The organism is Streptomyces sirii, from assembly GCF_045690365.1.
Lineage (GTDB): Bacteria > Actinomycetota > Actinomycetes > Streptomycetales > Streptomycetaceae > Streptomyces > Streptomyces sirii.
Map to the genome: position 1 here is coordinate 1114711 of NZ_CP147982.1, position 23369 is coordinate 1138079.

Annotated in this window: 23 protein-coding genes and 1 tRNA gene; 16 read left to right on the forward strand and 8 right to left on the reverse strand. The window is 69.4% G+C overall.

Going from position 1 to position 23369, the window contains the following annotated elements:
* Positions 1–187: 187 nt before the first annotated feature.
* The 7 genes from WAB15_RS05230 to WAB15_RS05260 all read left to right on the forward strand — a co-directional run bounded on the left by WAB15_RS05230 (position 188) and on the right by WAB15_RS05260 (position 8676).
* Positions 188–1648, forward strand: a complete 1461-nt coding sequence (locus WAB15_RS05230; protein WP_399144546.1) for an amino acid permease — start codon at positions 188–190, stop codon at positions 1646–1648.
* A 114-nt stretch (positions 1649–1762) separates the two neighbouring features.
* On the forward strand, positions 1763–2713 hold the full coding sequence (locus WAB15_RS05235; RefSeq protein ID WP_407285491.1) for a hypothetical protein: 951 nt from the start codon (positions 1763–1765) through the stop codon (positions 2711–2713).
* Positions 2714–2879: 166 nt separating this feature from the next.
* Positions 2880–3320: a hypothetical protein gene (locus WAB15_RS05240; RefSeq protein ID WP_399144544.1), complete on the forward strand. Its 441-nt coding sequence runs from the start codon at positions 2880–2882 to the stop codon at positions 3318–3320.
* Between the two features lie 105 nt (positions 3321–3425).
* Positions 3426–3764 (forward strand): hypothetical protein, encoded by a 339-nt coding sequence (locus tag WAB15_RS05245; RefSeq protein ID WP_407285492.1) that lies wholly within the window; start codon positions 3426–3428, stop codon positions 3762–3764.
* 58 nt (positions 3765–3822) lie between these two features.
* Positions 3823–4890: a zinc-dependent alcohol dehydrogenase family protein gene (locus tag WAB15_RS05250; protein WP_407285493.1), complete on the forward strand. Its 1068-nt coding sequence runs from the start codon at positions 3823–3825 to the stop codon at positions 4888–4890.
* A 278-nt stretch (positions 4891–5168) separates the two neighbouring features.
* Positions 5169–7544, forward strand: a complete 2376-nt coding sequence (locus WAB15_RS05255) for a SpoIIE family protein phosphatase (protein ID WP_407289171.1) — start codon at positions 5169–5171, stop codon at positions 7542–7544.
* 1 nt (position 7545) lies between these two features.
* Positions 7546–8676 carry a sugar ABC transporter substrate-binding protein gene (locus WAB15_RS05260; protein ID WP_407285494.1) on the forward strand — a complete coding sequence of 377 codons (1131 nt, stop codon included), beginning with the start codon at positions 7546–7548 and terminating at the stop codon, positions 8674–8676.
* A gap of 148 nt (positions 8677–8824) precedes the next feature.
* On the opposite strand, the gene WAB15_RS05265 is transcribed toward WAB15_RS05260, so the two are convergent.
* Positions 8825–9097 carry a hypothetical protein gene (locus WAB15_RS05265; protein ID WP_407285495.1) on the reverse strand — a complete coding sequence of 91 codons (273 nt, stop codon included), beginning with the start codon at positions 9095–9097 and terminating at the stop codon, positions 8825–8827.
* A 328-nt stretch (positions 9098–9425) separates the two neighbouring features.
* Between WAB15_RS05265 and WAB15_RS05270 the strand changes: the two genes are divergently transcribed.
* The gene (locus WAB15_RS05270) at positions 9426–9827 is read left to right on the forward strand and encodes a hypothetical protein (RefSeq protein ID WP_407285496.1); all 402 of its coding nucleotides are present in this window, start codon (positions 9426–9428) and stop codon (positions 9825–9827) included.
* Positions 9828–10350: 523 nt separating this feature from the next.
* On the opposite strand, the gene WAB15_RS05275 is transcribed toward WAB15_RS05270, so the two are convergent.
* The gene (locus WAB15_RS05275) at positions 10351–10950 is read right to left on the reverse strand and encodes a hypothetical protein (RefSeq protein ID WP_407285497.1); all 600 of its coding nucleotides are present in this window, start codon (positions 10948–10950) and stop codon (positions 10351–10353) included.
* Between the two features lie 156 nt (positions 10951–11106).
* Here WAB15_RS05275 and WAB15_RS05280 point away from each other — a divergent pair, with 156 nt between their 5' ends.
* Positions 11107–11385 carry a hypothetical protein gene (locus WAB15_RS05280; RefSeq protein ID WP_407285498.1) on the forward strand — a complete coding sequence of 93 codons (279 nt, stop codon included), beginning with the start codon at positions 11107–11109 and terminating at the stop codon, positions 11383–11385.
* A gap of 78 nt (positions 11386–11463) precedes the next feature.
* Here the strand turns inward: WAB15_RS05280 and WAB15_RS05285 are convergent, their stop codons facing one another.
* From WAB15_RS05285 to WAB15_RS05295, 3 genes are read right to left on the reverse strand one after another with little or no spacing between them, the layout of a single operon-like run.
* Positions 11464–12534, reverse strand: a complete 1071-nt coding sequence (locus WAB15_RS05285; protein ID WP_407285499.1) for a terminase — start codon at positions 12532–12534, stop codon at positions 11464–11466.
* On the reverse strand, positions 12527–13075 hold the full coding sequence (locus WAB15_RS05290) for a hypothetical protein (protein ID WP_407285500.1): 549 nt from the start codon (positions 13073–13075) through the stop codon (positions 12527–12529). Before WAB15_RS05290 ends, WAB15_RS05285 begins: the two co-directional genes overlap by 8 nt.
* A gap of 4 nt (positions 13076–13079) precedes the next feature.
* Positions 13080–13517: a hypothetical protein gene (locus WAB15_RS05295; RefSeq protein ID WP_407285501.1), complete on the reverse strand. Its 438-nt coding sequence runs from the start codon at positions 13515–13517 to the stop codon at positions 13080–13082.
* Between the two features lie 1266 nt (positions 13518–14783).
* Between WAB15_RS05295 and WAB15_RS05300 the strand changes: the two genes are divergently transcribed.
* Positions 14784–15164: a hypothetical protein gene (locus WAB15_RS05300; protein ID WP_399147499.1), complete on the forward strand. Its 381-nt coding sequence runs from the start codon at positions 14784–14786 to the stop codon at positions 15162–15164.
* A gap of 626 nt (positions 15165–15790) precedes the next feature.
* A complete protein-coding gene (locus WAB15_RS05305; RefSeq protein ID WP_407285502.1) occupies positions 15791–16240 on the forward strand; it encodes a phage tail protein in 450 nt (149 codons plus the stop codon).
* A 35-nt stretch (positions 16241–16275) separates the two neighbouring features.
* Here WAB15_RS05305 and WAB15_RS05310 read toward each other — a convergent pair.
* Positions 16276–16349, reverse strand: a tRNA-Asp gene (locus tag WAB15_RS05310).
* Positions 16350–16559: 210 nt separating this feature from the next.
* Entirely contained in the window at positions 16560–17525 is a 966-nt protein-coding gene (locus WAB15_RS05315) for a recombinase zinc beta ribbon domain-containing protein (protein WP_407285503.1), read from the reverse strand.
* A 116-nt stretch (positions 17526–17641) separates the two neighbouring features.
* Between WAB15_RS05315 and WAB15_RS05320 the strand changes: the two genes are divergently transcribed.
* From WAB15_RS05320 to WAB15_RS05340, 5 genes are all read left to right on the forward strand, one after another.
* A complete protein-coding gene (locus WAB15_RS05320) occupies positions 17642–18421 on the forward strand; it encodes an ATP-binding cassette domain-containing protein (protein WP_399147497.1) in 780 nt (259 codons plus the stop codon).
* Positions 18418–19674: a sugar ABC transporter permease gene (locus WAB15_RS05325; RefSeq protein WP_399147496.1), complete on the forward strand. Its 1257-nt coding sequence runs from the start codon at positions 18418–18420 to the stop codon at positions 19672–19674. Before WAB15_RS05320 ends, WAB15_RS05325 begins: the two co-directional genes overlap by 4 nt.
* Before the next feature lie 134 nt (positions 19675–19808).
* Positions 19809–20678 carry a universal stress protein gene (locus WAB15_RS05330; RefSeq protein WP_399147495.1) on the forward strand — a complete coding sequence of 290 codons (870 nt, stop codon included), beginning with the start codon at positions 19809–19811 and terminating at the stop codon, positions 20676–20678.
* 47 nt (positions 20679–20725) lie between these two features.
* Positions 20726–21025 carry a dsRBD fold-containing protein gene (locus tag WAB15_RS05335; protein WP_384435099.1) on the forward strand — a complete coding sequence of 100 codons (300 nt, stop codon included), beginning with the start codon at positions 20726–20728 and terminating at the stop codon, positions 21023–21025.
* 47 nt (positions 21026–21072) lie between these two features.
* Positions 21073–22419, forward strand: coding sequence for a nicotinate phosphoribosyltransferase (locus tag WAB15_RS05340; RefSeq protein ID WP_399147494.1), 1347 nt, complete (start codon positions 21073–21075; stop codon positions 22417–22419).
* 18 nt (positions 22420–22437) lie between these two features.
* Here WAB15_RS05340 and WAB15_RS05345 read toward each other — a convergent pair whose 3' ends face one another.
* Positions 22438–23304, reverse strand: a complete 867-nt coding sequence (locus WAB15_RS05345) for a universal stress protein (protein ID WP_407289172.1) — start codon at positions 23302–23304, stop codon at positions 22438–22440.
* Positions 23305–23369: the final 65 nt, after the last annotated feature.

The following is a 23369-nucleotide window of genomic DNA, read 5'->3' on the forward strand; positions in this document are numbered from 1 at the left end:
GGAGGCGCGACCAGCGCTCCCCCACCCGCGCGGGCATCCGAAGGACGCGGCCCCGTGTCGCCGCTTTCGAATCCGTAAGGGCCTTGATCGCCACCTGCCAGCACCCGGCCCTTTCGTGCGTCCAAAACCGAGGCGATCCCAGCAGGCACCCCGTGCATGACCCCTCCAACCCTCAACGGATGTCGAGATGACTACACCTCCCTCCAGCCACGTGGCCGCTCCGCCCGCTCCCCCGGGCAACGGTGGGGCTCCGGGGCAATCAGGACTGCACTCCGGCCTCAAGAACCGCCATCTGTCCATGATCGCCGTCGGTGGGGTCATCGGCGCCGGTCTCTTCGTGGGATCCGCCTCCGGCATCACCGCGGCCGGCCCCGGCATCCTGCTGTCGTACGCCCTGGTGGGCGCGCTGGTCGTCTTCGTGATGCGGATGCTCGGCGAGATGGCCGCCGCCAACCCGACCTCCGGCTCGTTCTCCGCCTACGCGGACCGGGCGCTGGGCCGCTGGGCCGGCTTCTCCATCGGCTGGCTGTACTGGTTCTTCTGGGTCGTGGTGCTCGCCGTGGAGGCGACCGCCGGCGCCGCGATCCTCACCAGCTGGGTCCCGGCCGTCCCGCAGTGGGCCTGGGCGCTGATCGTGATGGTCGTGCTCACCGCCACCAACCTGGCCTCGGTGGCCTCGTTCGGTGAGTTCGAGTTCTGGTTCGCGGGCATCAAGGTCGTCGCCATCGTCGCGTTCATCGCGCTCGGCGGCCTGGCGATGTTCGGCCTGCTGCCGGGCTCGGACAACCCCGCCTCCGGCTTCGCGAACCTCACCGCGCACGGCGGCTTCCTGCCGAACGGGCCCAGCGCGATCCTCACCGGTGTCCTGATGGTCGTCTTCTCCTTCATGGGCAGCGAGATCGTCACCCTCGCCGCCGGTGAGTCCGAGGACCCGCAGCGCGCGGTCACCAAGGCCACCAAGAGCGTCATCTGGCGAGTCGGCGTCTTCTACCTCGGCTCGATCCTGGTCGTGGTCTCGCTGCTGCCCTGGAACGACCCCTCGATCACCAAGAAGGGCTCGTACGTCGCGGCCCTGGACTCCATCGGCATCCCGCACGCCGGCCAGTTCATGAACGTCATCGTGCTGACCGCCGTGCTCTCCTGCCTCAACTCCGGCCTCTACACCGCCTCCCGGATGGCGTTCTCGCTCGGGCAGCGCGGCGACGCGCCGAAGGTCTTCGCCCGGACCAACTCACGGGGCGTCCCGCAGGCCGCGATCCTGGTCTCCGTCGTCTTCGGCTTCGTCGCCGTCGGCTTCAACTACGTGTGGCCGGACACGGTCTTCCAGTTCCTGCTGAACTCGTCGGGTGCGGTCGCGCTCTTCGTGTGGCTGGTCATCTGCTTCTCGCAGCTGCGGATGCGCGGCATCATCCTGCGCGAGAACCCGGACAAGCTGATCGTCCGCATGTGGCTCTTCCCCTACCTGACCTGGGCGACCATCGCGATGATCTCCTTCGTCCTGGTCTACATGCTCACGGACGACAGCCCGGGCGGCGGCCGGATCCAGGTGCTGCTGTCGGTGCTGCTGGCCGTCGTGGTGGTCGCGATCTCCCTGCTCCGCGACCGGCTCGGCCGCAACACCGAGAAGGTGTCCGTCTCCTCCCGCTGACCGGACGAGACGCCTCTCACGGGCGGCGGCGTGCCTGGCACGCCGCCGCCCTCGCGGGCCTTCGCGCCCGTACCTCCACCCACCACGACCCACCCCGGAAGGGCCACCGCGGACATGCCCGTCTTCAGACGCCGCAAAGGCAGCCGTCCCCATCTGGTCCCCGAACTCGACGACGTCGATTTGGGCAAGGTCCGTCGGCGCGTCGAGACCTGTTGGTCCCGCGGCTCACTCGACACCGCCGTCATGGCCATGATGGCGGGCGTGCTCGACGAAGCCGGCGAGGACTGGGACCGCAAGGCCCACCGCCTCCGGGTGCTGGCCGGTGCCGCGGGCCGGGCGCTGCCCGGCATCTGGCGGCAGCACAACCCGCACCACCAGGGCGCGTTGCTGCTGCACGCCTGGTCGGACCTGCTCCAGGCCCGGCAGCAGGGCTCCGCCGCCGGACTGGACGAGGTCCGCGAGACCCTGCTGCTGGCGGCCGAACTGCTCCCCGCCGACCCCACTCCCTGGACCCTGCACCTGGCCACGCTCCGCCTGGAGCGGCGCCCCTCCCGCGAGATGTCGGCGATCTGGCGCGAGATCAAGGCGCGCGACCCCTGGAACCGGGAGGCCCACCTCCAGGCCCTGGGCTACCTCTCGCCGGACGAGTGCGGCTCCAGCGCCCTGGTGCTGGACCTGCTCGACGGCGTCCGCTCCGTCATGCCGCCCGACGCCCCCGCCGCGGGCCTGGAGCTCACCGCGCTCGTCCGTACCCATCTGCGGTCGGTCGCGCCCGGCGGTCTGACGGCCCTCGGCGCCAACGAGATCTGGCGCCGCCCCGACGCCACCCGGGCGCTCGACCAGGCGGCGCACTACTGGCCGAGCCCGGGGTTCCTGCACCACGCGGCGGCCCTGGCCGACCTGAACCTGCTGGCGTATGCGCTGATCAAGTCCGTCCGGTCGGCCGATGCGGCAGTCGTGCTGCGCGCCACCGGGGGCGTGGGGACGCCCTGGCCGTGGAGCTCGGACGGCGATCCGCTGGAGCGGTTCTCGCACTACTTCGGCCGTGCCACCGCCACGAACTGACGGAGGCTTACGCGCCTCCGCGAACCGACGGAGACTTATCCGATTTAAGGGGTATACGCCCAAGCCTTAGCCAAAACGGGTGGAATTACGGCCTCTTTCCGGTCTCTCCCGAGTGCCCCGATCCCTTCCAGGGAACCCCATCCTGGAAGAGCGTTGGGAGACCCGCATGCGCGACACCGTCAGCACCGGCCGCTCCGCGGCGACTGGCGGCTGGCGCGTGCTGCTGCTCCTCGTACTCCTGGCGTTGGTGCACACCGCGCTCACCGCCGACTCCTCCGAGGCACAGGCCGCCGAGGCCGGCCGCTGCCTCACCCGTGCCGACGCCCCCGCCGCACCCGGTCCGGCCGAGCGGTCCTGCATCGCCCCGGCGCCGCTCCTGGCGTCGCACGGCATCGGCGACAAGCACCCGGGCAGCGGATTCAGGCGCATGTGCGAGGCCTCGGTCTGCCATCTGCGCCACCCCGTCCCGACCGGGCCCGGCGGCAAGGCGATCCGGGATTCCGCCGTGGCGGAGAGCGTCTGCACACCGAGCGACGCCTCGTCCTGGGCCGTCACCACGGCCGCCGCTGCCGCCGCGCCGACGCGGGTGACCGTCCTGCGCTGCTGATCCGACCCCGGCCGCACGCCCGCCCCACCCCGCAACGGGGCCCACGGGGCGATCGCGGCCTGCCGTCGTCAGCTCTCAGGACTCTCGCACCGCAGGAGACTCGGCATGCCCATCGACATCTTCGCCGCCCTTGGCGCGCTCGTACGCGCCGAGGCCTCACGCACCGCGCCCAAGACGAGGCCCACCACGCCGACCGCGCACACCGACCCGGACCGGGCCGCGCACACCGACCCGGACCGGGCGCAGAACCCGGGCAACCCGGAACCCCCGCCGGCCCGGTCGCCGGGCGGGTCGCCGCCCACCGCGTCCGACGCCGTCTCCGCGGCCGGGTCCGCGCCCGAGCGCCCCCGCCCGACGCTGCTGCGGAGGCTGTCCGCACTCACCTCGATCGTGCAGAGGGGCCGTACGGGCTCCACCAGCGGCCGCCGGGCCTCCGACTCCTGACGGGCAGTGGCGCCCGCTGCCGCTTGTCCGCGTCCCGGCCGGCGGCGATCCTGGACGTATGGCCGGTCACGCGGCTGATCACACTCCGGCCGGGGACACCGCAGCGGCCGCCGGCCCCGGCACCGTCTCCGGCTGGGCCGTCCGGCAGCCCGGTCCGATCTCCTCCGGCCCCCTGGTCCCGGTCCGGCGCCCCGCGCCCGAGCCCGGCCCCGACGACCTGCTGCTGAGGGTGGAGGCCTGCGGGGTGTGCCGTACGGATCTGCATCTCGCGGAGGGCGATCTGGCCCCGCACCGGCCGGCGACGGTGCCCGGGCACGAGATCGTCGGGCGGGTGGTCGCCGCGGGCGACACGGTCACCCGCTTCCGCGTCGGCGACCGGGCCGGCGGCGCCTGGCTGCGCGGCACCTGCGGCGACTGCCGGTACTGCCGCGCCGGCCGCGAGAACCTCTGCCCGGCATCCCGTTACACCGGCTGGGACGCCGACGGCGGTTTCGCCGGGGCCGCCCTCGTCCCCGCCGACTACGCCTATCCGCTGCCGGACGACCAGAGGGCCACGGAGCTGGCGCCGCTGCTGTGCGCCGGGATCATCGGCTACCGGGCACTGCGCCGCAGCGCGCTGCCGCCGGGCGGGCGGCTGGGCATCTACGGGTTCGGCGCCTCGGCGCATCTGGCCGCGCAGATCGCGCTGTCCGAAGGGGCGAGGGTCCATGTGCTGACCCGGTCGGCGCAGGCCCGGGAACTCGCCGTCGCGCTGGGCGCGTCCTCGGCCGCCGGTGCCTACGAGCGCCCGCCCGAGCCGCTGGACTCGGCGATCCTCTTCGCGCCGGTGGGCGATCTGGTGCCGGTGGCGCTCGAAGCGCTGGACCGGTCGGGCACCCTGGCCGTCGCCGGGATCCATCTCACCGACGTCCCCGCGCTCATCTACGAGCGCCATCTGTTCTACGAGCGGAACCTGCGCAGTGTGACCTCCAATACCCGCGAGGACGGCCGCGAGTTCCTCCGGGCCGCCGCCCGGATCGGCCTCCAGGTCACCGTCAGCCCCTACCCCTTGAGCCGCGCCCCCGAGGCGCTCGCCGACCTGGCCGGCGACCGGGTCCACGGGGCGGCGGTGCTGGTCCCCGGTTGACCGGGGCGGGCGAGCCGGCTTCGCGCCGACTGGCTCCCACGTCCTTGAATGCCGCACCATGGGGTGAAGGGGATAAATTACGACATATCCGATGAGGCGGTGGCGGGGTCGACGCCCTGGCCCCGAGGGCGGATACGGCGACCGTGGCTTACGACGACGGCTTCCCGTGTACGGAGGCGGTGCAAGCAGTGACCGCGCGGGTCCTTGGGTCTTCCGGGGCCGAACTGACCGCCGTCTATGTGCCGGCCGAAGGGGACGGCGATCTTCAGCTGGCCGAGATGGTCGGTGGCTCCGGTGTCCCCTACACACTGCCGACGAGCTACCCCCTGTCCGGCAACTCCCCGGTCGCGGCGGCCTTCCGCACCGGTCTCCCCCAGTGGCTGAGCCCGGCGGAGCTCGCCGCGCAAGGCGTGCCCGGCTCCGCGGACAGCGCCGGTGCGGAGCCCGGCAACGGCACCGGGACCATGCCGGCCGCCGTCTCGCTCGGGGTGCTGCCACTGGGCGGCGACGCCAAGCGGCTGGGCTGCCTGGTCGTCGTCGAGCAGGCACCGGATGCCTTCGACGCCGACCGCCGCCATCTGCTGGAGCTGCACGCCGACCAGGTGGCCGCGGGTCTGGAGGCGATCGAGGCGCGGGTGCTGGCCCGGACGGAGCGGCGGTCGCTGCTCGGCCCGGGGCTGGACACCCTCCGGGGCGGCGCCTTCACGCTGGTCCTGCACACCGGGCGGATCGAGGCGGACACCCAGGTCCTGGAGCTGTTCGGTATCCGCGCCGCGGAGTTCGACCGGCATGTGGAGACGCTCCTGGAGCGGACCGTGCCGGACGACGTACCGGCGCTGATGTCGATCGTGGAGCCCGGCGAGGTGCCGGTCGCCGGCCAGCAGCTGTCGTTCCGGATCCGCCGGCCCAACGGCGAACTGCGCTGGCTGACGCTGCGCTGCCGGGTGCTGACCGGCGCCGACGGGGTGCCGGAGCGGATGCTGGGGGTGGTCGCGGACGCTTCGTACCTGCGCCCCAGTGCCGACGAGGTCTCCATCGTGCAGCGGCTGTCGGCCGCGCTTGCCGGCGCGACGACCCTGCGGGACGTCAGCCGGGCGGTGATCGCGACGCTGCGGGCGCCGCTGGCCGCGAGCCGGATGGCGGTCGCCGAGCTGGAGGCCGACCGGCTGGTGGTCACCGTCCTCGACCCGCCGGAACCGGAATCCTGGCCCGCGTCCTGGCAGTCCGAATGGCGCTCCGAGTGGCCCGACGCCTCGTGCCACGCGCTGCCCACCCTGGAGAGCGTGCTGCGGGGCGGCCATGTCGCCCTGTGGCCCCCGGGCGCGGCACTCGAACCGGGCCTGGCGGGTATCGGCCCCGGTGGTCTGGCCGTCCTGCCGCTGCCGGCCGAGGGCCGGATCGTGGGGGTGTGCCTGATCGGGTGGGAGGCGGAGCACCGCTTCGGACCGGAGGAGCGCTCCCTGCTGACCGCGACCGCGGGTCTGGTGGGGCAGGCCCTGGTCCGCGCCCACGCCCTGGACGCCGGCCACGAGCTCGCCACGATGCTGCAGCGCAGCCTGCTGCCCCGCAAGCTGCCGGAGCTGGCCGGCGCGGTGGCCGCAGTGCGCTATCTGCCCGCCACGATGGGGCTGGAGGTGGGCGGCGACTGGTACGACGTCATTCCGCTCTCCGCCGGCCATGTGGCACTGGTCATCGGCGATGTGGAGGGGCACAGCGCGGGGGCCGCCACGATCATGGGCCAGATGCGCACGGCCATCCGGGCCTACGCGGTCGAGGGGCACCCGCCCGACGTGGTGATCTCCCACGCCAACCGCCTGCTCCTCGGCATGGAGACCGACCTCTTCGCCACCTGCTGCTATGTGGACCTGGACATGGAGGAGGGCATCGCCTGGTTCGTGCGCGCCGGGCATCTGCCGCCGCTGCTGCGCTACCCCGATGGCAGCACCGAGGCCATGACGGTCGAGGGCGGGCCGCCACTGGGGGTCGCCGAGGAGGCGGAGTATCCGCTGACGGAGGTCGGGCTGGCTCCCGGCACCGTCCTGGTCCTGCTCACGGACGGGCTGGCCGAGTCCTCCACCCTCACCCTGGAGGACGGCATCCGCCGCCTACGGGAGGCGCTCGGTGCCGCCGATCCGGCCGATGCCGGGCGGCTCGCCGACGACCTGCTGGGCGGGTCGAAGCGGCGCGACGACGATGTGGCGGTGCTGATCCTTCGCTACGACGGGATGCGCGTCCGCCCGACCCGGGCCCGGTGGGCGGTGTGGCGGCTCCCCGACGCCGTCATGCACGCCCGCCGCTTCACCGGGCGCACGCTGCGCTCGTGGGGCGTGACCCAGGAACTGGACGTGGCGCTGCTGGTGGTGTCCGAGCTGGTCACCAACGCCATCGCCCATACGCAGGGCGAGGTGCAGCTGGATCTGACGCTGACCGCCGACCGGCTGCGGATCGCCGTGAACGACACCTCGCCCCGGGCGCCGGTCAAGCCGGCGAGCGTGAACTGGGAGTCCACCGGCGGCCGCGGACTGCTCCTGGTCTCGGCGATGTCGCTGTCCTGGGGCTCGGTGCCGCTGAGCGGCGGCAAGCAGGTGTGGAGCGAGATCAGCCTGCAGGCGGAGGAGCGGATCGGCGCGGTGGAGGGTGAGGAGGTGCCCTGAGGTGAAGACCCGTCTGCGCGAGGCCGCCGTCGTCCTGGTCGGAGTGTGCCTGCTGGCCGGGCCGGTGGCCTGCGGCAAGGCCGCCGAGGTGGACAAGCCGTCCGGGCCGGTGTCCGGCGAACCACCGCGCATCGGCGTGCTGCTCCCGGACAACAACTGGCGCTTCTACCACTTCGACAAGCCGCTGATGGCGAAGAAGATCCGCCAGCTGTGCCCCGAGTGCCAGGTGGACATCGTCAGCGCCGATCACGACATCGCCACCCAGCAGGCGCAGATGGCCGCGATGATCACCAAGCGGGCCAACGTCCTGGTCCTCGACGCGGTCGACTCCCGATCGCTGCGGGCACCGATCGAGCGGGCCCGCCGGGCCGGCGTCCACGTCGTCGCCTACGACCGGCTGGCGGAGGGACCGATATCGTCGTATGTCTCCTTCGACGGCGCGCAGGTCGGCCGGCTCCAGGCCCGGGCGCTGCTGCGGGCGATGGGCGACAAGGCCCGCACCGGCCAGATCGTGATGATGAACGGCGGGGAGACCGACCCCAACTCCGCCTGGTTCAAGCAGGGCGCGCTGGAGGTCCTGCGGGGCAAGGTGCGGATCGGCAAGGCGTACGACACGGCCGGCTGGCGCCAGGAGGCCGCGAACGCCAACATGTCGGCCGCCATCGCAGCCCTCGGCCCCGGGAACATCGACGGCGTCTACTCGGCCAACGACGGGCTCGCCACCGGCATCATCGCCGCGCTCAAGGCCGCGAAGGTCGCTCCGCTGCCCCCGATCACCGGGCAGGACGCCCAGCTCGACGCGGTGCAGCGGGTCCTCACGGGCGAGCAGACCATGACCGTCCTCAAGCCCTTCCGGCCCGAGGCCGACAACGCCGCCGCCATGGCCGTGGCGCTGGCCCACGGCAAGGATCTGAAGGACATCGCCCCCCGACGCGTCAGCAGCCCGACCACCCGCGACATCCCGGCCGTGCTGCTCACCCCCATCCCGGTGACCGCGAAGAACATCAAGGAGACCGTGGTCAAGCACGGGTTGTACACGCTCGACCAGATCTGCACTCCGAAGTACGCGTCCGCCTGCGCCAAGGCTGGTCTAACACACACTGCACATGACGAGGGAGAGTCCCCTCGATGATCGATCAAGGGGGCATCGGTACGCCCTCTCTAGCGGCCTGACCAGCGAAGAGGGCCCCTGTCAACACCTCGACAAGGGCCCCTACACGCCAACGACGCTCGGCCAGGCGCGGTGATCGACCGAGGAAGATCTTCGGGCCGCTCCCCCATCAGCCAACGGCATACGACAGGAACGCCACCAGCCCAGCCCACAGGCCGAGCACGGCCAGGCAAGCAAGCGCGGCCGCCAAGACGAGGCCGACCGACGGGACCCGCGCTTCTCGCTGCTGGTTCTCGCGATCCGCCCACTGACACATCTCGTCCAGGAGAAGCCGACCATACGGCGTGAATAACTGCCGCTTCGTCTGCATGTCCTCGCAGGCATCCCGGAGCGAGGCGGTGTACTGGGTGATCAGTTCGTCACTGCCCTCGTGGTTCTCCATGAACATCAGTGGAACAGCGACGGCCGCAGCGTGGAAGGCCGCGTGCAGATCACGTCTGCGGCCTTACTCAAGCCGTCCTCCTGTTGGCATACGCAAGCCCCGCCGGTATGCCCGACGGGGCCTTGTAGGGCTGATGCAGCCGGATTAAGTCATGTGGAGCAAGCTTGTTTGGTGCCGCGAGGCCAATCCAGTGCACTACTGCCGATTCAACCCGAAGGAAAACCAGGTAGACCAATATGCACAAATACCTCTATAGACTGCGAACATCCCCCATCTACATCGCGAATCCTGCTGCTAGGGTGATCAACTGACAGAACATCAGCGACACATGAGGATCGATGTGAAGAAACTCAAGGCTGCGGGCGTGGCACTCTTTTCCTCGGCATTGATTGCCACGGGTTCGGGTGCCGCGCACGCCTCGGCGGGTTGGGATTACGTCGGCTCCAGCGAGTTCACTCGCTGGGACGAAGAAATTCATTTTTACACCAACTACCACCTCTCTACTGGCGGCGACTTCAGGACGTGCCATACCAGTCAGCCTGAGGGCGCCAACACCTTCACATTGTGGGAGTACGACCCCAACGGTTCAAAGAAGGTGAGATCGTACTCCCTCTCAAAGGGCTGCTTCATCTTCAAGAACATCGGGAATTTGGTCGACGGAGACAACAATAAGGCCGAGTTCTTCATCTCGACCAATCTGGGTGAGGGCGGGGTCGCTTTCTACGACTAAACCTCACACTGTCGCTATCCGTGCTTGGGGCGTAATGAAGCCTACGAGGATAGCGACTGGTACATACGGGACGGCGCGAGGAAAGCCACGATAGGTCGACTCCCGAACTGTTCTGTCGTGGCACGCTGGGCCCACTAAGTCCCCTTGCTCTTAGAGTAAGGGGACTTAACGTTTCCGGCATACACTCTGCTACCTGCTGCGAATACCCGTCAACAAAGAACATGGATGTAATCGTGCACGAATCATGATGCATTGGCGGGAGCGCAGGCCTCGGGTCACCGCTTACGTTCTCGTTCACCCTAGTACGGCTGTGGACGTAGATACAGGGACACACGGGTGATTGACGATCTTTTGAGGGCGCGGCGCTCCAGTCCGTCACCATCCGTGGAACGCGCTCTAGTAATCTGAGTCTCAGAGATACTTGGGCAGATCCAAGGTCACTGCGCGGAGACATCAGCCTCTGAACGGCAGTTGTGTCGCGAAGCGCCGCGTGTGGAACTACTGAGAGCTTCTGACTCAGGAGCTAGGACGCGACGCCGTACATGCGCTGGACGCACGCCCACACGGTGGACGACGCTTTGGCGCGTGCCTGGAGTTTGATTTCCGGGTGTGCCCCGAACTCATAGCCGGGGATCTTGAACGTGGCCTGGACAGGCTTTCCGGTGGATCCGGACGCCACCACCTGGCCGTCCACGGTGATCCGGATATCCCCGCCGTTGCCATTCCCCACGGCCTGGGCGAACACCTCTAGGCGCGGGTGTTGGGCCTCCGGCCATGCCACCTGAAGATCCGTCCAGGACGTGGAGCTGGTGGACGGCCAATCGACGGCCTGGGCCGGGCTCATCACGATGGGCAGGTGGGGGCGGGCCAGGCCACCGGCCACCACGTCCTCTGAAAGAAGTTCGTGGCCCTGGGCGTCCTTTACTCGAACTGCCTGGGCCTGGCCTTCGGCCGTGGTGCCGTTCCAGACTGAAAGGGCCTCGCTGCCGTCCCGGCGCCGAACCAACAGGGCGTGTTCCCCTGCGATGGGCCCGACTTCCCCGACGCGGAACGTCTCCGCCCCTCCAGGCTGCTTGACCGAAAGGCTGCCGCCTTCCCCGATCTTCACGTCACCGTGTGGCATGGGGCCCATTCGGCGAAGTCACCGTCGAGTAAGAGGTGTTGGTGTTGCGACGCTCACTCGCAAGAGTGGGAATCAACCACGCCCGAGTGATGTCGGATTAACCGTTCTTGGGTTGGACAGTTCATCGAAGTGTCCGCACCCTTGAAGGAGCCACTTATGAAGCGCACCCGGCTTGCCGCCAGTACTGGAGCCCTCGCCACTGTCCTCGTCCTCTTCGGAGGACCGGCAGCGGTTGCTGACGACGGCCCTCTCCTCAAGTCCAAGAACCAGGCCGGCGTCAGCGTCGGCAGCCTCCTCGACATCGGCGCGAAGACCGTGACCACCACCGGTGGCAGCACGACCGACACAAAGATCAACACTGCTGGCGTCAACTTGGACACGGATGCCGACGTAGACCTCGACCTGGCCGCCAGCCTCCTCGCCTCTCTCGGGTGAGGAAACGACAGTGGGTTTCCCTCTTGCCCTACAGCGAGAGGGAAACCGAGGCACTGCGTCTGCTCGATAGGACACGCCTCAGAAGAAGTACACGGCCCCCGATCGTTCGGAGGGCCGCGTCTTGCCGGACTCGATGAGTCGATGTCTCGCCAGGTCAGCAAGCAACGTGGCCGCGTACGCGTCCACCTTGTGGGCGGACTCCCTGTTCGGCTTGCCGAACGACAGGCCGTAACGGTTCGGCCGACGCCGGGCGTTGAGCACGTGCCGGCGCAGCGTGCGGCCCAGGGGAACCGCTTCTCCCGGGTGCCGGACGTGGCCGTCCTCCACCGCCGCCATCAGCCGTTCATTGGCCAAGGTCAGCTCCTGGAGGCCGCCGCGCATGTCCCGGCCTACCGCGGATTGGGGACTGGCCTTGATCACCAGGCGGTCCCGGTAGTCCTCCGACCACGCATCCACGTAGCTCTCCCAGAGCGCTACGTCCGCGTGGAACGCCTGTACGTCGTACCGCTCCATGGCGTTACGGACCGCACCGTCCACGGTTGCTCGGTCCACCTGCCAGCCATCTCCGGCCGGGCCGTCGGGCTTCTCCCACACGCCCAGGGGGACTATCAGGCGATCCGGTACGCGGATGGCCACCAGGGCCGTGGCGTCGTCGGTCCGCCCACCGTCAAACCCCAAGGTGATGGCGTCGCTGTCCTCCAGGCGGTCGTCAACCGCGCAGTTATCCCAGTCTTCCGGACAGATCAACTGGTCTTCTGCTGCCACCAGTTGGTTCAAGAACATGCGCTGGGACCGGCTCCGGGGCATGTGACCGGAGTAGATGGTGGAGACGATCCACTCCACATCCAGCCAGTCCGCGTCACCTCGCGCCGCGAGGATGCCGGCCCGGAGCTGGTCCGGGTCGGAGGGGTCCACGGGCGGGGACTCCACGGAGTCGTAGTACATGCCGGAATCCCGACTCTTGCTCTCCGCGAACTTCGACCAGGCGTGCCACGTTTGCTCCGCCACCGAGTCCTCACCCGGCAAGGGGGCGTTGGTGATCTCCATTGACCGGGCGCCGCCACCCCGGCTCTTACCGACGTTGCCCGCGATGGTCATCGCCATTTCGTGGCCGCCGTTGGACGCAATCCAGCGGTGGGTCTCATTCATCACCACGAAGGCGCTGCGATAATCGGCCGCCCTCCAGCGCGCGGGGCGAACTGGTGACGGCCTCAATCACCGCCCCACTGCGGGCGTAGATGATCTCCTTGCCCAGGTCGATACCGAATTCCGCGATGCACTCTGCAGAGAACATGCCGGGGAAGAGCCGCATGGTGTTACGGGTCTGGTCCTTCGACACGGCGCAGACCTGGACCCACGGAGCCGGGTGCGGCACCACGATGGGAGTCCCGTCTTCCCGCCAGCCGCCGAACCGACAGGGGCCCACGAACTCCACGGCACACAGGGCCGCCAAGAACGGGTCCTTCCCCCAGCCCTTCAGGCGCCGAATGGCGCCCTGCCGCCGGGTGAACTCCCCGGCGCCGTTGATCTCGAACCAGCGGAGCACGATCCGGACCTGTTCCGGGGTGAACCGCCAGGGCTGGCCCGCGTCGGGGCCGTCCGGCTGGAGGAGGTAGCGGGAGGTCCACAGGAGCACGTCCCAGCCCAGGGTCCGCGTCGGGTCCGGAACGGTGTCCGGACACGTGCGCACGGGCTCAAGTCGTGCCACCACCGCCAGCCGCCTTCCGATACGCATCCATGAGAGTCACGCGGGCCGCCTCCGCCGGGCCCTCCCCGCTGACCTCGCGCTCCAATTCCACGCGGGCTCGACGCCGGGCGCCCTCTGTGGTCAGGAGGTCCGTCATTGCGGACATCACGCCCTGGAAGAGCTGGGCGGAGAACTTGGACTGGCCAAGGTTCCGGCTCATGGCCTCCGCCACGTACACCGCCGTGAGCCAGTCGGACTGTTCGTAGAACTGGGCCTGCCCAGAGTCCTTCAGGCTCTGGAACCACCGCTTCGCGATGGGGTGCCAGTCTCCGGACGCCCGCGGAACGGCCGGGGTCTTACCGGCCTCCGCCTTCACCGGGGCCGGCCCGGCTGGCTCGTTGCGCCTGCGGCGCTGGTCACTGCGTTTCGGGACAGGGCCCGGCATGGTGTCACCTCCCGTCGATGAGGCACGAGCGCGAAGACTCGGGGTAGGACCGTGGTGGCCATAGGCTGGCTGATTTACAGATTGGACTGTCCCTGCTGGCACTAATATGATCAACACGGCCTCGGGGGAGCCTTCAGCGCAGCACGCATTCCTGCATCGCCGTCGACTTTCGGCGCCCCCTATGGCAGAAACCCGAAGGGTATAGAGGGGGAAGCATTGCGTTCGAATACATTGCTTCGACGGTTCCTTACCGTCGGAGTTGCCGCCATCGCGGCAGTGAACATTTCCACAACGACAGCATATGCTGGCGAGGACTCGGCTCTTTCGGTAGTCGACTGGAGCAGCGACTGCCAAGACGGTCCGAGCTACTATAACGCCGTGGGGAGGTTTCGACACTATGGCGACGAATTCTGGGTCGAGGATTCCTGCGCGGACGGCTACAGCGCCTGGCTCGAAGTTGACGTTGCCCCCGCGGGCTCCCACAGCAGCTACGACTTCAAGTTCGTAGCCAGCGGGGATGGGGTAAGGAAGTTCTTTCGGCACAACATAAAAGAGGGGCGTAAGCTCTGGATCAGGACCTGCCTGGGCAAGGGGAATAAGGAAGGTCCTTGCGCAGGACCTTGGAAGAAGGCCGTGGCGTAGAGAAGCTGCTTGCGGGGTCGTCAGGAGTTCCGCCGCACCGGTCGGCGCGGGACAAAGTGACCCGGTTGCATAGCTGGCGCCTACGGCAGCGCACCTGGCACCGTACCGCCATTTCCACACCACAGCCCCACCCCAAGTGATGGACAAGGCGTAACGCGCCGCGTGGAATCTCCGGCCAAGCCGGAAGGGCTTAGCGCCTCGCACGACATTCAGCTTCGATGCCCCGTCAGTCTCCGGATTGACGGGGCATCGACACATCGTCAGACCGCCGTCACGGCGAGACGCACCGCGTCACCGACGACACCTGGCCCGACACCTTCCCCTCAGCCGTGCCACTGACGACCTTGGAACCCGTACAGATTCCGAGCCGCGATTCAGGGCGAGGGCACCATCCCCATTGCCGCTCAGCCTCGCGACGATTCCGTTTGCAGCGACCTCCGGCCCGCGGCAGCGGGGGGCACCGGGGACAGAACAACGGGGCGGGACCTTCTAGGCATGGGGCACCTCCGAACAGCAAAGCGGGGGATCGATACTGCATACCTCACACGAGGGACCGAAGACATGCAGACCTGCGGCATGGGCAGTGCGTTTGTACCGCAATCCTCCTACGCGAATGGATGGTTCATGCGTCGCTTCGCTACCTTCAGTGTGAAGAAGATCAGCGCTCAGCGCTCACTCGGCCTCTCCATCGTCCTCGGCGCCTGCGTACTCGCCGGGGCGAGCGTCATCCCCGTGCATGCGGCCGACTCTGGGGACCCCATCATCGTGAAGGGGCCGGCAGCTAAACGGGACCGTAATCAGTGGGACGAGAGCATCGCCAAGTGCCCCGTAGGAACTCGCGTTGTCGGCGGCGGCTACGAGGTAAACGAGTCGGCACACACACGAATGCCCCGCACTGCCATCGTGAACATCACGGCCAACCACCCGCTGGCCGACGGAAGCGGCTGGAGGATCGCCGCCGAAGACGGTGACGTGGGCTCGTACGCCATGTGCGCCCATCTGTAGCCAGCTAGGAGACTGCACCGCCCACGCCCTAGCGGCACCCTGACGAACGGGGCGCCCACGAGCGGTGCAGTCCCCACTCTCCCCTACCTCAAATCCCCCGGATGTCGCTCCGTCGGCCTCCGCCTGGACACCCACCTCCGCCGAGCCGCCGCGCCCTCCGCGCTCGACTTCCGCGCGTGATGCCACCGGCACAAAGCCTGAAGGTTCGCCGGGTCGTGGTCGTCGCCCGGGACGATGTGGTCCACGTCCGTGGCCGGTGCCGTGCAGCGCGCCCCCGTGTCCCGCAGCAGGGCCACGCACTGGAAGCCGTCCCGCTTCAGCACGGACAGACGTAGCACGGGCCAGTTGCTGGGGAGTCGGGACCGTCGGTCACTGCTCACCAGGACAAGGAAACTCCTCTCCGTGCTGCTCGGCCTCGCGCCGGTGAGCCTCACAGCGCCCCCCCGTGATCAGCTCGGGGCATCCCGGGACACTGCATGGGGTCGGGGCTTATGGGGCATGGGCGATCGCTTCTGCTCCACCTCATTCGGGTGATGAGCGCATGTTCACGCGCTGGCTTGGGCACTACACGCACGATTCGAACCAGCCGCCGAGTCATCACAACCACCCCGTAAGGAAGCAACGGCATGGCCATTGGCGACGTGTACTCCACAAATCTCTTCAGCGTTGAACTGGGTAAGTTCCAAGTGGAGACAGTTCAGAGCGTCACCCCTCCAACGTCGCAATTGGACGTAGTGGAGACAGGCCAGATCAGCGCCACCGGCGAACCTGTCGTCCGCAAGCAGCCCGCTCCACACCCACAGTCAGGCGAAATCACGGTCACTCGCGGCATGGACAAGAGCCGGGCGTTCACGGAATGGATCAATACATCCCTCGAACAAAGGGACATCGATTCCGCCCGCCAGAACGTCACCATCGTCCAGTACGACGTCAACAAGAAGCCTGTGATCCGCTACCACCTCACCAACGCGTGGGCTAGCCAACTCCAGGGCGTGGATCTGGACGCCAGCAGCACCAGCCCGGCTACCGAACAAGTGACCATCACGTACGAGGAATGCACCATCGAAAGGGCCTAGCGGAACGGGCAGAGACCCTCCGCAGGTGGCCTTTGCGGTCCCGGCCGGAATCGAACCGGCGCCCCTCCGCTCGACAGGCGGACGCTCTACCAAAGAAGGACTCCAGGACACTTTTTCTGCCCTGAAAGCCTCCTCTTGGTCACGCTCTGCTCAGCCGGCGCTAGCTCAACGTGAGAGAGAGTCGAATCCGTGGCGGGCTCGACTCTCTCTGTTGCGGCGCCCATCGATCGGCGTCAATGCGTACGGTCCTCGCCCGGCACGTGATGCCCGGATCGTAGACCGTCTCCATAAACATGGACTCGCCCCAGTTGCCCAAGAATCAGTGCGTCACAATTTCGTCCAGCATCGATGCTGTGATTCCCGGAGCAGGTCGGCAGTGGTCAGCGTTAGGGTAGCCACGCAGGCGCGCCTCACATATGTACCGGCGCCGCACGTCCCCCTTTTCCAATGTCCCACTGCTGTTGATCTTCATGAGGTTGCCGCAGACGCCACAGAGCACCCGTCCCGACAACAGACGTACTCCCTTGGTGCGCCGTTTGCCCGGCTGGGCACGGCGTGAGAGAACCTCGACCAGTTGCAAGTGTGTTGGGTAGTCCCACAGCTGCTCTACGGGCTGCCCATCGGCGCCAGGAAGCCGCACAGGGTGCCCGTCGTCGCCCACAACGGGCTCCCCCTTGTGCATGAGGTAGCCGAGTGCTGCTTTGCTCAAGAGCAGCCGCGTCACTGTGGAGCCGTACCACGGTGTGCCTTTGGGCTCTCTTCCGTGGAGGACGCGCACGTGGTCACTGGGCGCCAAGACGCCAGCACGGGTGAGCCTGGCCGCTTCGGTCCACGGTGAGACGCTCTCGGGGTCGGCAAGGATGCGCTTGGCGAGACTCCGGCGGGTTGCAGCAGCGTCAGGGCTCAGGCGGACGTGGTCCACTCCGCTGGTGGGCGACAACCGTACGTATTCGTAGCCGTAGGAGGGTTTGCCGTGTGGGCGGCCAGCGGCACGGGCCTTTGCCGCCTGGTCCCGGTTCCTGCGCTGGATGGCGCGCAGCTCGAACTGAGCGGAGCCGCGTTCGCCTCGGAGCCAGGGGCCGAAGGCGGGGCGTGTCATGGGGTCGGTTCCGCCGCTGACTTCCCAGTCGTCGGCCCACGCGATGATGTGCCCGCCGTACTCCTTCGTCACTGCTAGGACGTGATCGCGCCGACGCTCGGGGGATGAGGTGGCGTCGGTCTTGCGGGAGAGTCGGCGGAGCCCGACGAGGCACTTACCGCACCCGTCATACAGCCTTTCGATCACGTTCTGATCCCTGCTGTCTGGTTTGCTGCCTTATCGACAGTAACGTGGATTGTGTGTGTCCTTAGACAGCCTTGCTGTGCGCCAAGGCCGGGCTGACCAGGTAAGGCAGGTACCCCATGACAGCACCGCCCCTGCTGGCACTGCGCGGGGTCTTCAAACGGTACGGCGCGGTCCAGGCCCTGGCCGATGTCGAGCTGGAGGTGCGCGCCGGCCAGGTGGTCGCTCTGGTCGGAGACAACGGGGCGGGCAAGTCCACACTGATCAAGGTGATCTCCGGGGTCGACCCGGCCGATACCGGCACCGTCGAGTGGGACGGCCGCCCGGTCCGGATCACCCGGCCCCATGAGGCCCAGGACCTGGGCATCGCCACCGTCTTCCAGGACCTCGCGCTCTGCGACAACCTCGACGTGGTCGGCAATGTCTTCCTCGGCCGGGAGCTCCACCGGGCCGGGATCCTCAACGAGGTGGAGATGGAGCGCCGCACCCTGGAGCTGCTCCAGGCCCTCGCCATCCGGCTCCCCGACGTGCGCATCCCGGTGGCCTCGCTGTCCGGGGGCCAGCGGCAGACCGTCGCGATCTCCCGGTCGATGCTCGGCGAGCCCCGGCTCGTGCTGCTCGACGAGCCCACCGCCTCCCTGGGCATCGAACAGACCGCGCAGGTCCTCGACCTGGTCGAGCAGCTGCGTGAGCGCCGGCTCGGGGTGCTGCTGATCAGCCACAACCTGGGGGACGTCAAGGCCGTCGCGGACTGGATCGCGGTGCTGCGGCTCGGCCGCAACAACGGCTTCTTCGACGTGGGTACGACCTCCCACGAACAGATCATCTCCTCCATCACCGGGGCCACCGACAACGCGGTGACCCGGCGCAAGGCGCAGGGCTGGGAGGCGGAGCGGTGAGCCGCCTCTGGGAGGCGGCGCGACGCGGGAAGCCGGCGGCCCGCCCGGACGGCGGGCCGCCGGGCAGCGGCGGCGGACCGAACCCGCTGCAGATCCTCCGGCGCCGGTTCCACGCCGGTGAGCTCGGCTCGGTCCCGGTCGTCCTGGGACTGCTGGTGGTGTGGATCATCTTCGAGAGCCTCAACAAGAACTTCCTCTCGCCGCGCAACCTGTCCAACCTGAGCGTGGACATCGTGGGCATCGGGATGATCTCGATCGGCGTCGTCTTCGTGCTGCTGCTCGGTGAGATCGATCTGTCCGTCGGCTCGGTGAGCGGGCTGGCGGCGGCCGCCTTCGCGGTGCTGAACGTGCAGCACGGCGTGCCGGAACCGATCGCCCTGCTGATCGCGGTGTTCGCCGGCACGGTGATCGGGGCCGTGCAGGGGTTCTTCTTCGCCAAGGTCGGGGTGCCCGCGTTCGTGGTCACCCTCGCGGGTCTGCTGGGCTGGAACGGGCTGATGCTCTACATCCTCGGCTACAGCGGCACCGTCAACCTCGACGACAAGGGCCTGGTCGCCATGCTGACCAGCTTCTACTTCACCAATGTCGCCGCCGCGTACGGCCTGGCGGTGATCGGCACCGCGGGGTACTTCCTCGCCTCCTACCAGGACGTACGGCGCCGCAGGGCCGCCGGGGTCCCGGTGCGGCCGCTGAGCGAGATCGCGGTGCGCACCGGTGTGCTGGCGGTGATCTCCCTGGCCGCGGCCTGGGTGCTCAACCAGTACCAGGGGCTGCCGCTGGCGCTGCTGATCTTCCTGGTCTTCCTGGTCGGCCTCGACCAGGTGCTGCGCCGGACCCGCTACGGACGGATGATCTTCGCGCTCGGCGGCAGCGTCGAAGCCGCCCGCCGCACCGGACTCAATGTGGACCGGGTGCGGATCTCGGTGTTCATGGTGTCCGGGACGATGGCCGCGATCGGCGGGCTGTTCCTGGCCTCGCGCGTCACCTCGGCCACCCAGACCTCGGGCTCGGGCATCTTGCTGATGGACGCGATCGCCGCCGCGGTCATCGGCGGCACCAGCATGTTCGGCGGCCGGGGCCGGACCTGGTCCGCGCTGCTCGGCGTCCTTGTCATCCAGTCGATCGCCTCCGGTGTGGCGCTGATGGGCATCCAGACCGCCGTCCAGTTCATGATCACGGGCGGGGTGCTGCTGCTGGCCGTGGTCATCGACTCGCTGTCCCGGCGGGCGCAGCGGGCACACGGGCGGGTGTGAGCGGTGAGCGGCCCGGCGCCCCGGCAGGCCGCGCTTCCCGGTCGCCGTGCGCGCGGGGCGGACCCGGGCGGACGCTGGAGGGGTAGCGGCGCACACCGGCCCGGCCATGGCCGGCGCAGGAGAGGAGCGAGCCGATGAAGGACGTCATCACCGCCGGCGTGGACGGTACGCCGGAGTCCTTGTCCGCCGTCCAGTGGGCGGCGCAGGAGGCGCACACCCGGCAGGCGCGGCTGCGGCTGCTGCACGCCTGGGTGCTGCTCGCCCCGGAACCGGTGCCCCATCCCCTCACGGAGGAAGACCAGAACTACTGGCCCCACCGGATGATGGACGAGGCCGAGGCGGCCGTCCGGGCCCGCTGCCCGGATCTGCCGGTGACGCGGGACCTGGTGGCCAAGGACCCCTACGAGGCCCTCAAGGACGCCGCCGGGCAGTCCGATCTGCTGGTCCTCGGTTCGCGGAACCTGGGCCCGGTGACGCGCTATGTCCTGGGCGAACTCGGCCTGCAGCTGGTGGCGCACACCGACTGCCCCACGGTGCTGGTGCGCACCCGGCAGGGCGGCTCGACGGCCGGGCCGGCGGGTCCGGTGGTGGTCGGCGTCGGCCTGCGCAAGCCCTCCGAGGCGGTGCTCGCGTTCGCCTTCGACAGCGCGGTGCGACGCGGTGTCCCGCTGCGCGCCGTACACGGCCGGCATCTGCCGTCGTTCGCGTACAACCGCGGGGGCGGTGTGGAGCCGTACGCCGCGGAGGAGGCGGCGCAGGTGGCTCGGGACGAGCTGGCGAAGACGCTCCAGCCGTGGCGGGAGAAGTACCCGGATCTGCGGGTGGACGCGCGGGTGGAGATGGAGAGCGCGGCGCCGGCGCTGCTGCGCGACACGGCCGGCGCGGCGCTGCTGGTCGTCGGGCGACGGCACCGGCGGGTGCTGCCGGCGCCGCGCATCGGCCATGTCGTACAGGCGGTGGTCCATCACGCTCCGTGCCCGGTGGCGGTGGTGCCGTACGAGTGAGAAGGCGGATGATGACGACAGAGGGCACGAGGAAGCTGGGGTAAGCCATGGCGAACACAGTCGAGTGGCCCGTCCGTCTCACCCTCGTCGAGGAGGACGGCACGACCACGGCGCGGGCGGTGCTCACCACCGCTACCACCACCTTCACCGGGCACGGCACGGCCCGGTGCAGCCCCGAGGACCGGGACATCCCGGAGATCGGTGACGAGATCGCGGCCGGCCGGGCCCTGCGGGACCTCGCCGGGCAGCTGCTGCGGGTGGCGGACGAGGAACTCGAAGGCGTCGGTGCCGCCCCGCCGCGGCGGCAGACCCGCGTCGCCTACGGCTGGACGGATGCGATGGCGTGAGGCCGGGGCCGTGGCGGACGGTGCCACGGCCGTGGAAGGAGTCGGCTATGTCGGATGCGACGATCACCGACCTGTACGAGGTGACCATGGCCCTGTCGTTCCTCCGGGAGGGCATGGAGCAGCCGGCGACCTTCAGCTGCTTCGTACGGGAACTACCGCCGGAGCGGGGCTTCCTGGTCGCCGCCGGCGCCGAGACGGTCCTGGACTACCTCGCCGGGTTCCATGTGAGCCGCGAGGACGTCGAAGTGTTCGCCGAGGTCCTGCAGCGGCCGTCGGCGGACCTGGCCCCGCTGCTGGACCTGCGCTTCACCGGCGAGGCCCGGCTGGTGCCGGAGGGCCGGGTGGTACTGGCCAACGAGCCCCTGCTGGAGATCACCGCGCCGCTCCCCGTGGCGCAGCTCGTCGAGACGTTCGTGCTCAATCAGCTCAGCCATCAGACGGCCCTCGCGACCAAGTGCACCCGCTGTGTGATCGCCGCGCGCGGCCACCCGGTCGTGGACTTCTCGCTACGGCGCACCCACGGCACCGCGGTCGCCCACCAGGTGGCCCGGCTGGGCGCCATGGCCGGTTTCGCGGGCACCAGCAACGTCGCGGCGGCGCACGCCGAGGATCTGCCCGCGGTCGGCACGATGGCGCACTCCTACATCGAGGCGTTCGAGGACGAGGAGACCGCGTTCACCGCGTTCGCGCTCTGCCATCCGGGGCCCGTGACGTTCCTGGTGGACACCTACGACACCGCGTCCGGGGTCGCGGCGGCCGCCCGCGTGCTCGCCGCGCTGGGCCGCGGGGACGGCTCGGCGATCCGGCTGGACAGCGGCGACCTGGCACGACTGTCCCGCCGCGCACGGGCGATGCTCGACAACGCGGGCCTGCCGCAGGTGCGGATCATCGCCAGCGGCGGACTGGACGAATACGGCGTGCACGACCTGACGTCCTCGGGGGCGCCGATCGACGCCTTCGCGGTCGGCACCCGGGTCGGGGTGAGCGCCGACGCGCCCTACCTGGACTCCGCGTACAAGCTCGTCTCCTACGACGGCCGGCCGGTGATGAAGCTGTCGGCGGCGAAGGCCACCTCCCCGGGGAGCAAGCAGATCTTCCGCCGCCCCGGCTGCCTCGACGTGATCGGCCTGGCCGACGAGCCGGCCCCGGCGGACAGTACGCCGCTGCTGGAGACGATGATGCGCGGCGGTGAGCGCAGCACCCCGCGCGGCCGGCTGGAGGACGCCCACCAGCGGCTCACCGAGGATCTCGCCGAGCTGCCCGCGACGGCCCGGCGCATCCGGTCGCCGCAGCCGGTACGGGCGATGGTCTCGCACCGGCTGTCGGTCCTGACGGACCGGGTACGGCGGCGCACCGAGCGGGAGATGCTGGCTCCGTTCCGTATGCATGCCTAGAGCTCTGGCCGTGCCGCGTCAGGCCCGCTGCGGCACGATCGCCACGGGGCAGTCGGCGTGGCACAGCGCGGTGTGCGCCACCCGCCCGAGCGGCAACCCGAAGTGGCCGTGGCGGTGGCCCGCGCCGATGACGAGCAGATCCGCGGCGGCGGCGCGGTGCACCAGCACCTTGTGGGTGGGGCCCTCGACGGTGGTGCGGCGCACGTGCACGGACGGATGCGCGCCGGCCGCCTCCTCCAGGGCCTCGTCCAGCAGCGCCGCCGCCTGCTTCTCGTGGTGGCTCTGGGCCTGATCGGCCAGCAGCGGCGGGTCGGCCGTCTCGTGTGCGGGGCGGCGCCAGGCGTGTACGGCCTTCAGCAGGCAGCCGCGGACCTCGGCCTCCTCGAAGGCGAAACGGACGGCCGCCCCCTTCTCCGGGTCTCCGACGCCCAGGAGCACGCACCGGTGCGTCCCGGCCATCCCGGCCGCGTCCCCGCGCACCACGATCACCGGGCACCGGGCCCGCGCCGCCACCGCCATCCCGACCGAGCCGAGCAGCAGACCGGCGATCTCGCCGTGCCCGCGCGAGCCCAGGACCAGCACCGACGCATAGTGACCGGCCCGCAGCAGGGCCGTGACCGCGTCGTCCGCCACCACCTGCGCAACGACCTTGAGGTCCGGGTTGCGACAGCGGGCCTGTGCGGCGGCGGACTGCACGACGCCCTCCGCGAGGACCTGCTCACCGGGGCGTTCGGGGCCCTGCGCGGTGCCCTCGAAGCGTTCCCAGGCCGAGGCGTGCAGCACGTCCAGCGGGAGCTTGCGGCGGGCCGCCTCGTCCACCGCCCAGTCGAGCGCCCGCAGGGCCGAGTCCGAGCCGTCGACGCCCACGACCAGGGACCGCTCCATCTCCGCCACCGCCTTCCTCCCGGTCGCCGGTTCCGGTGGTGCCCACCGTCGCCACGAGGTGTCGT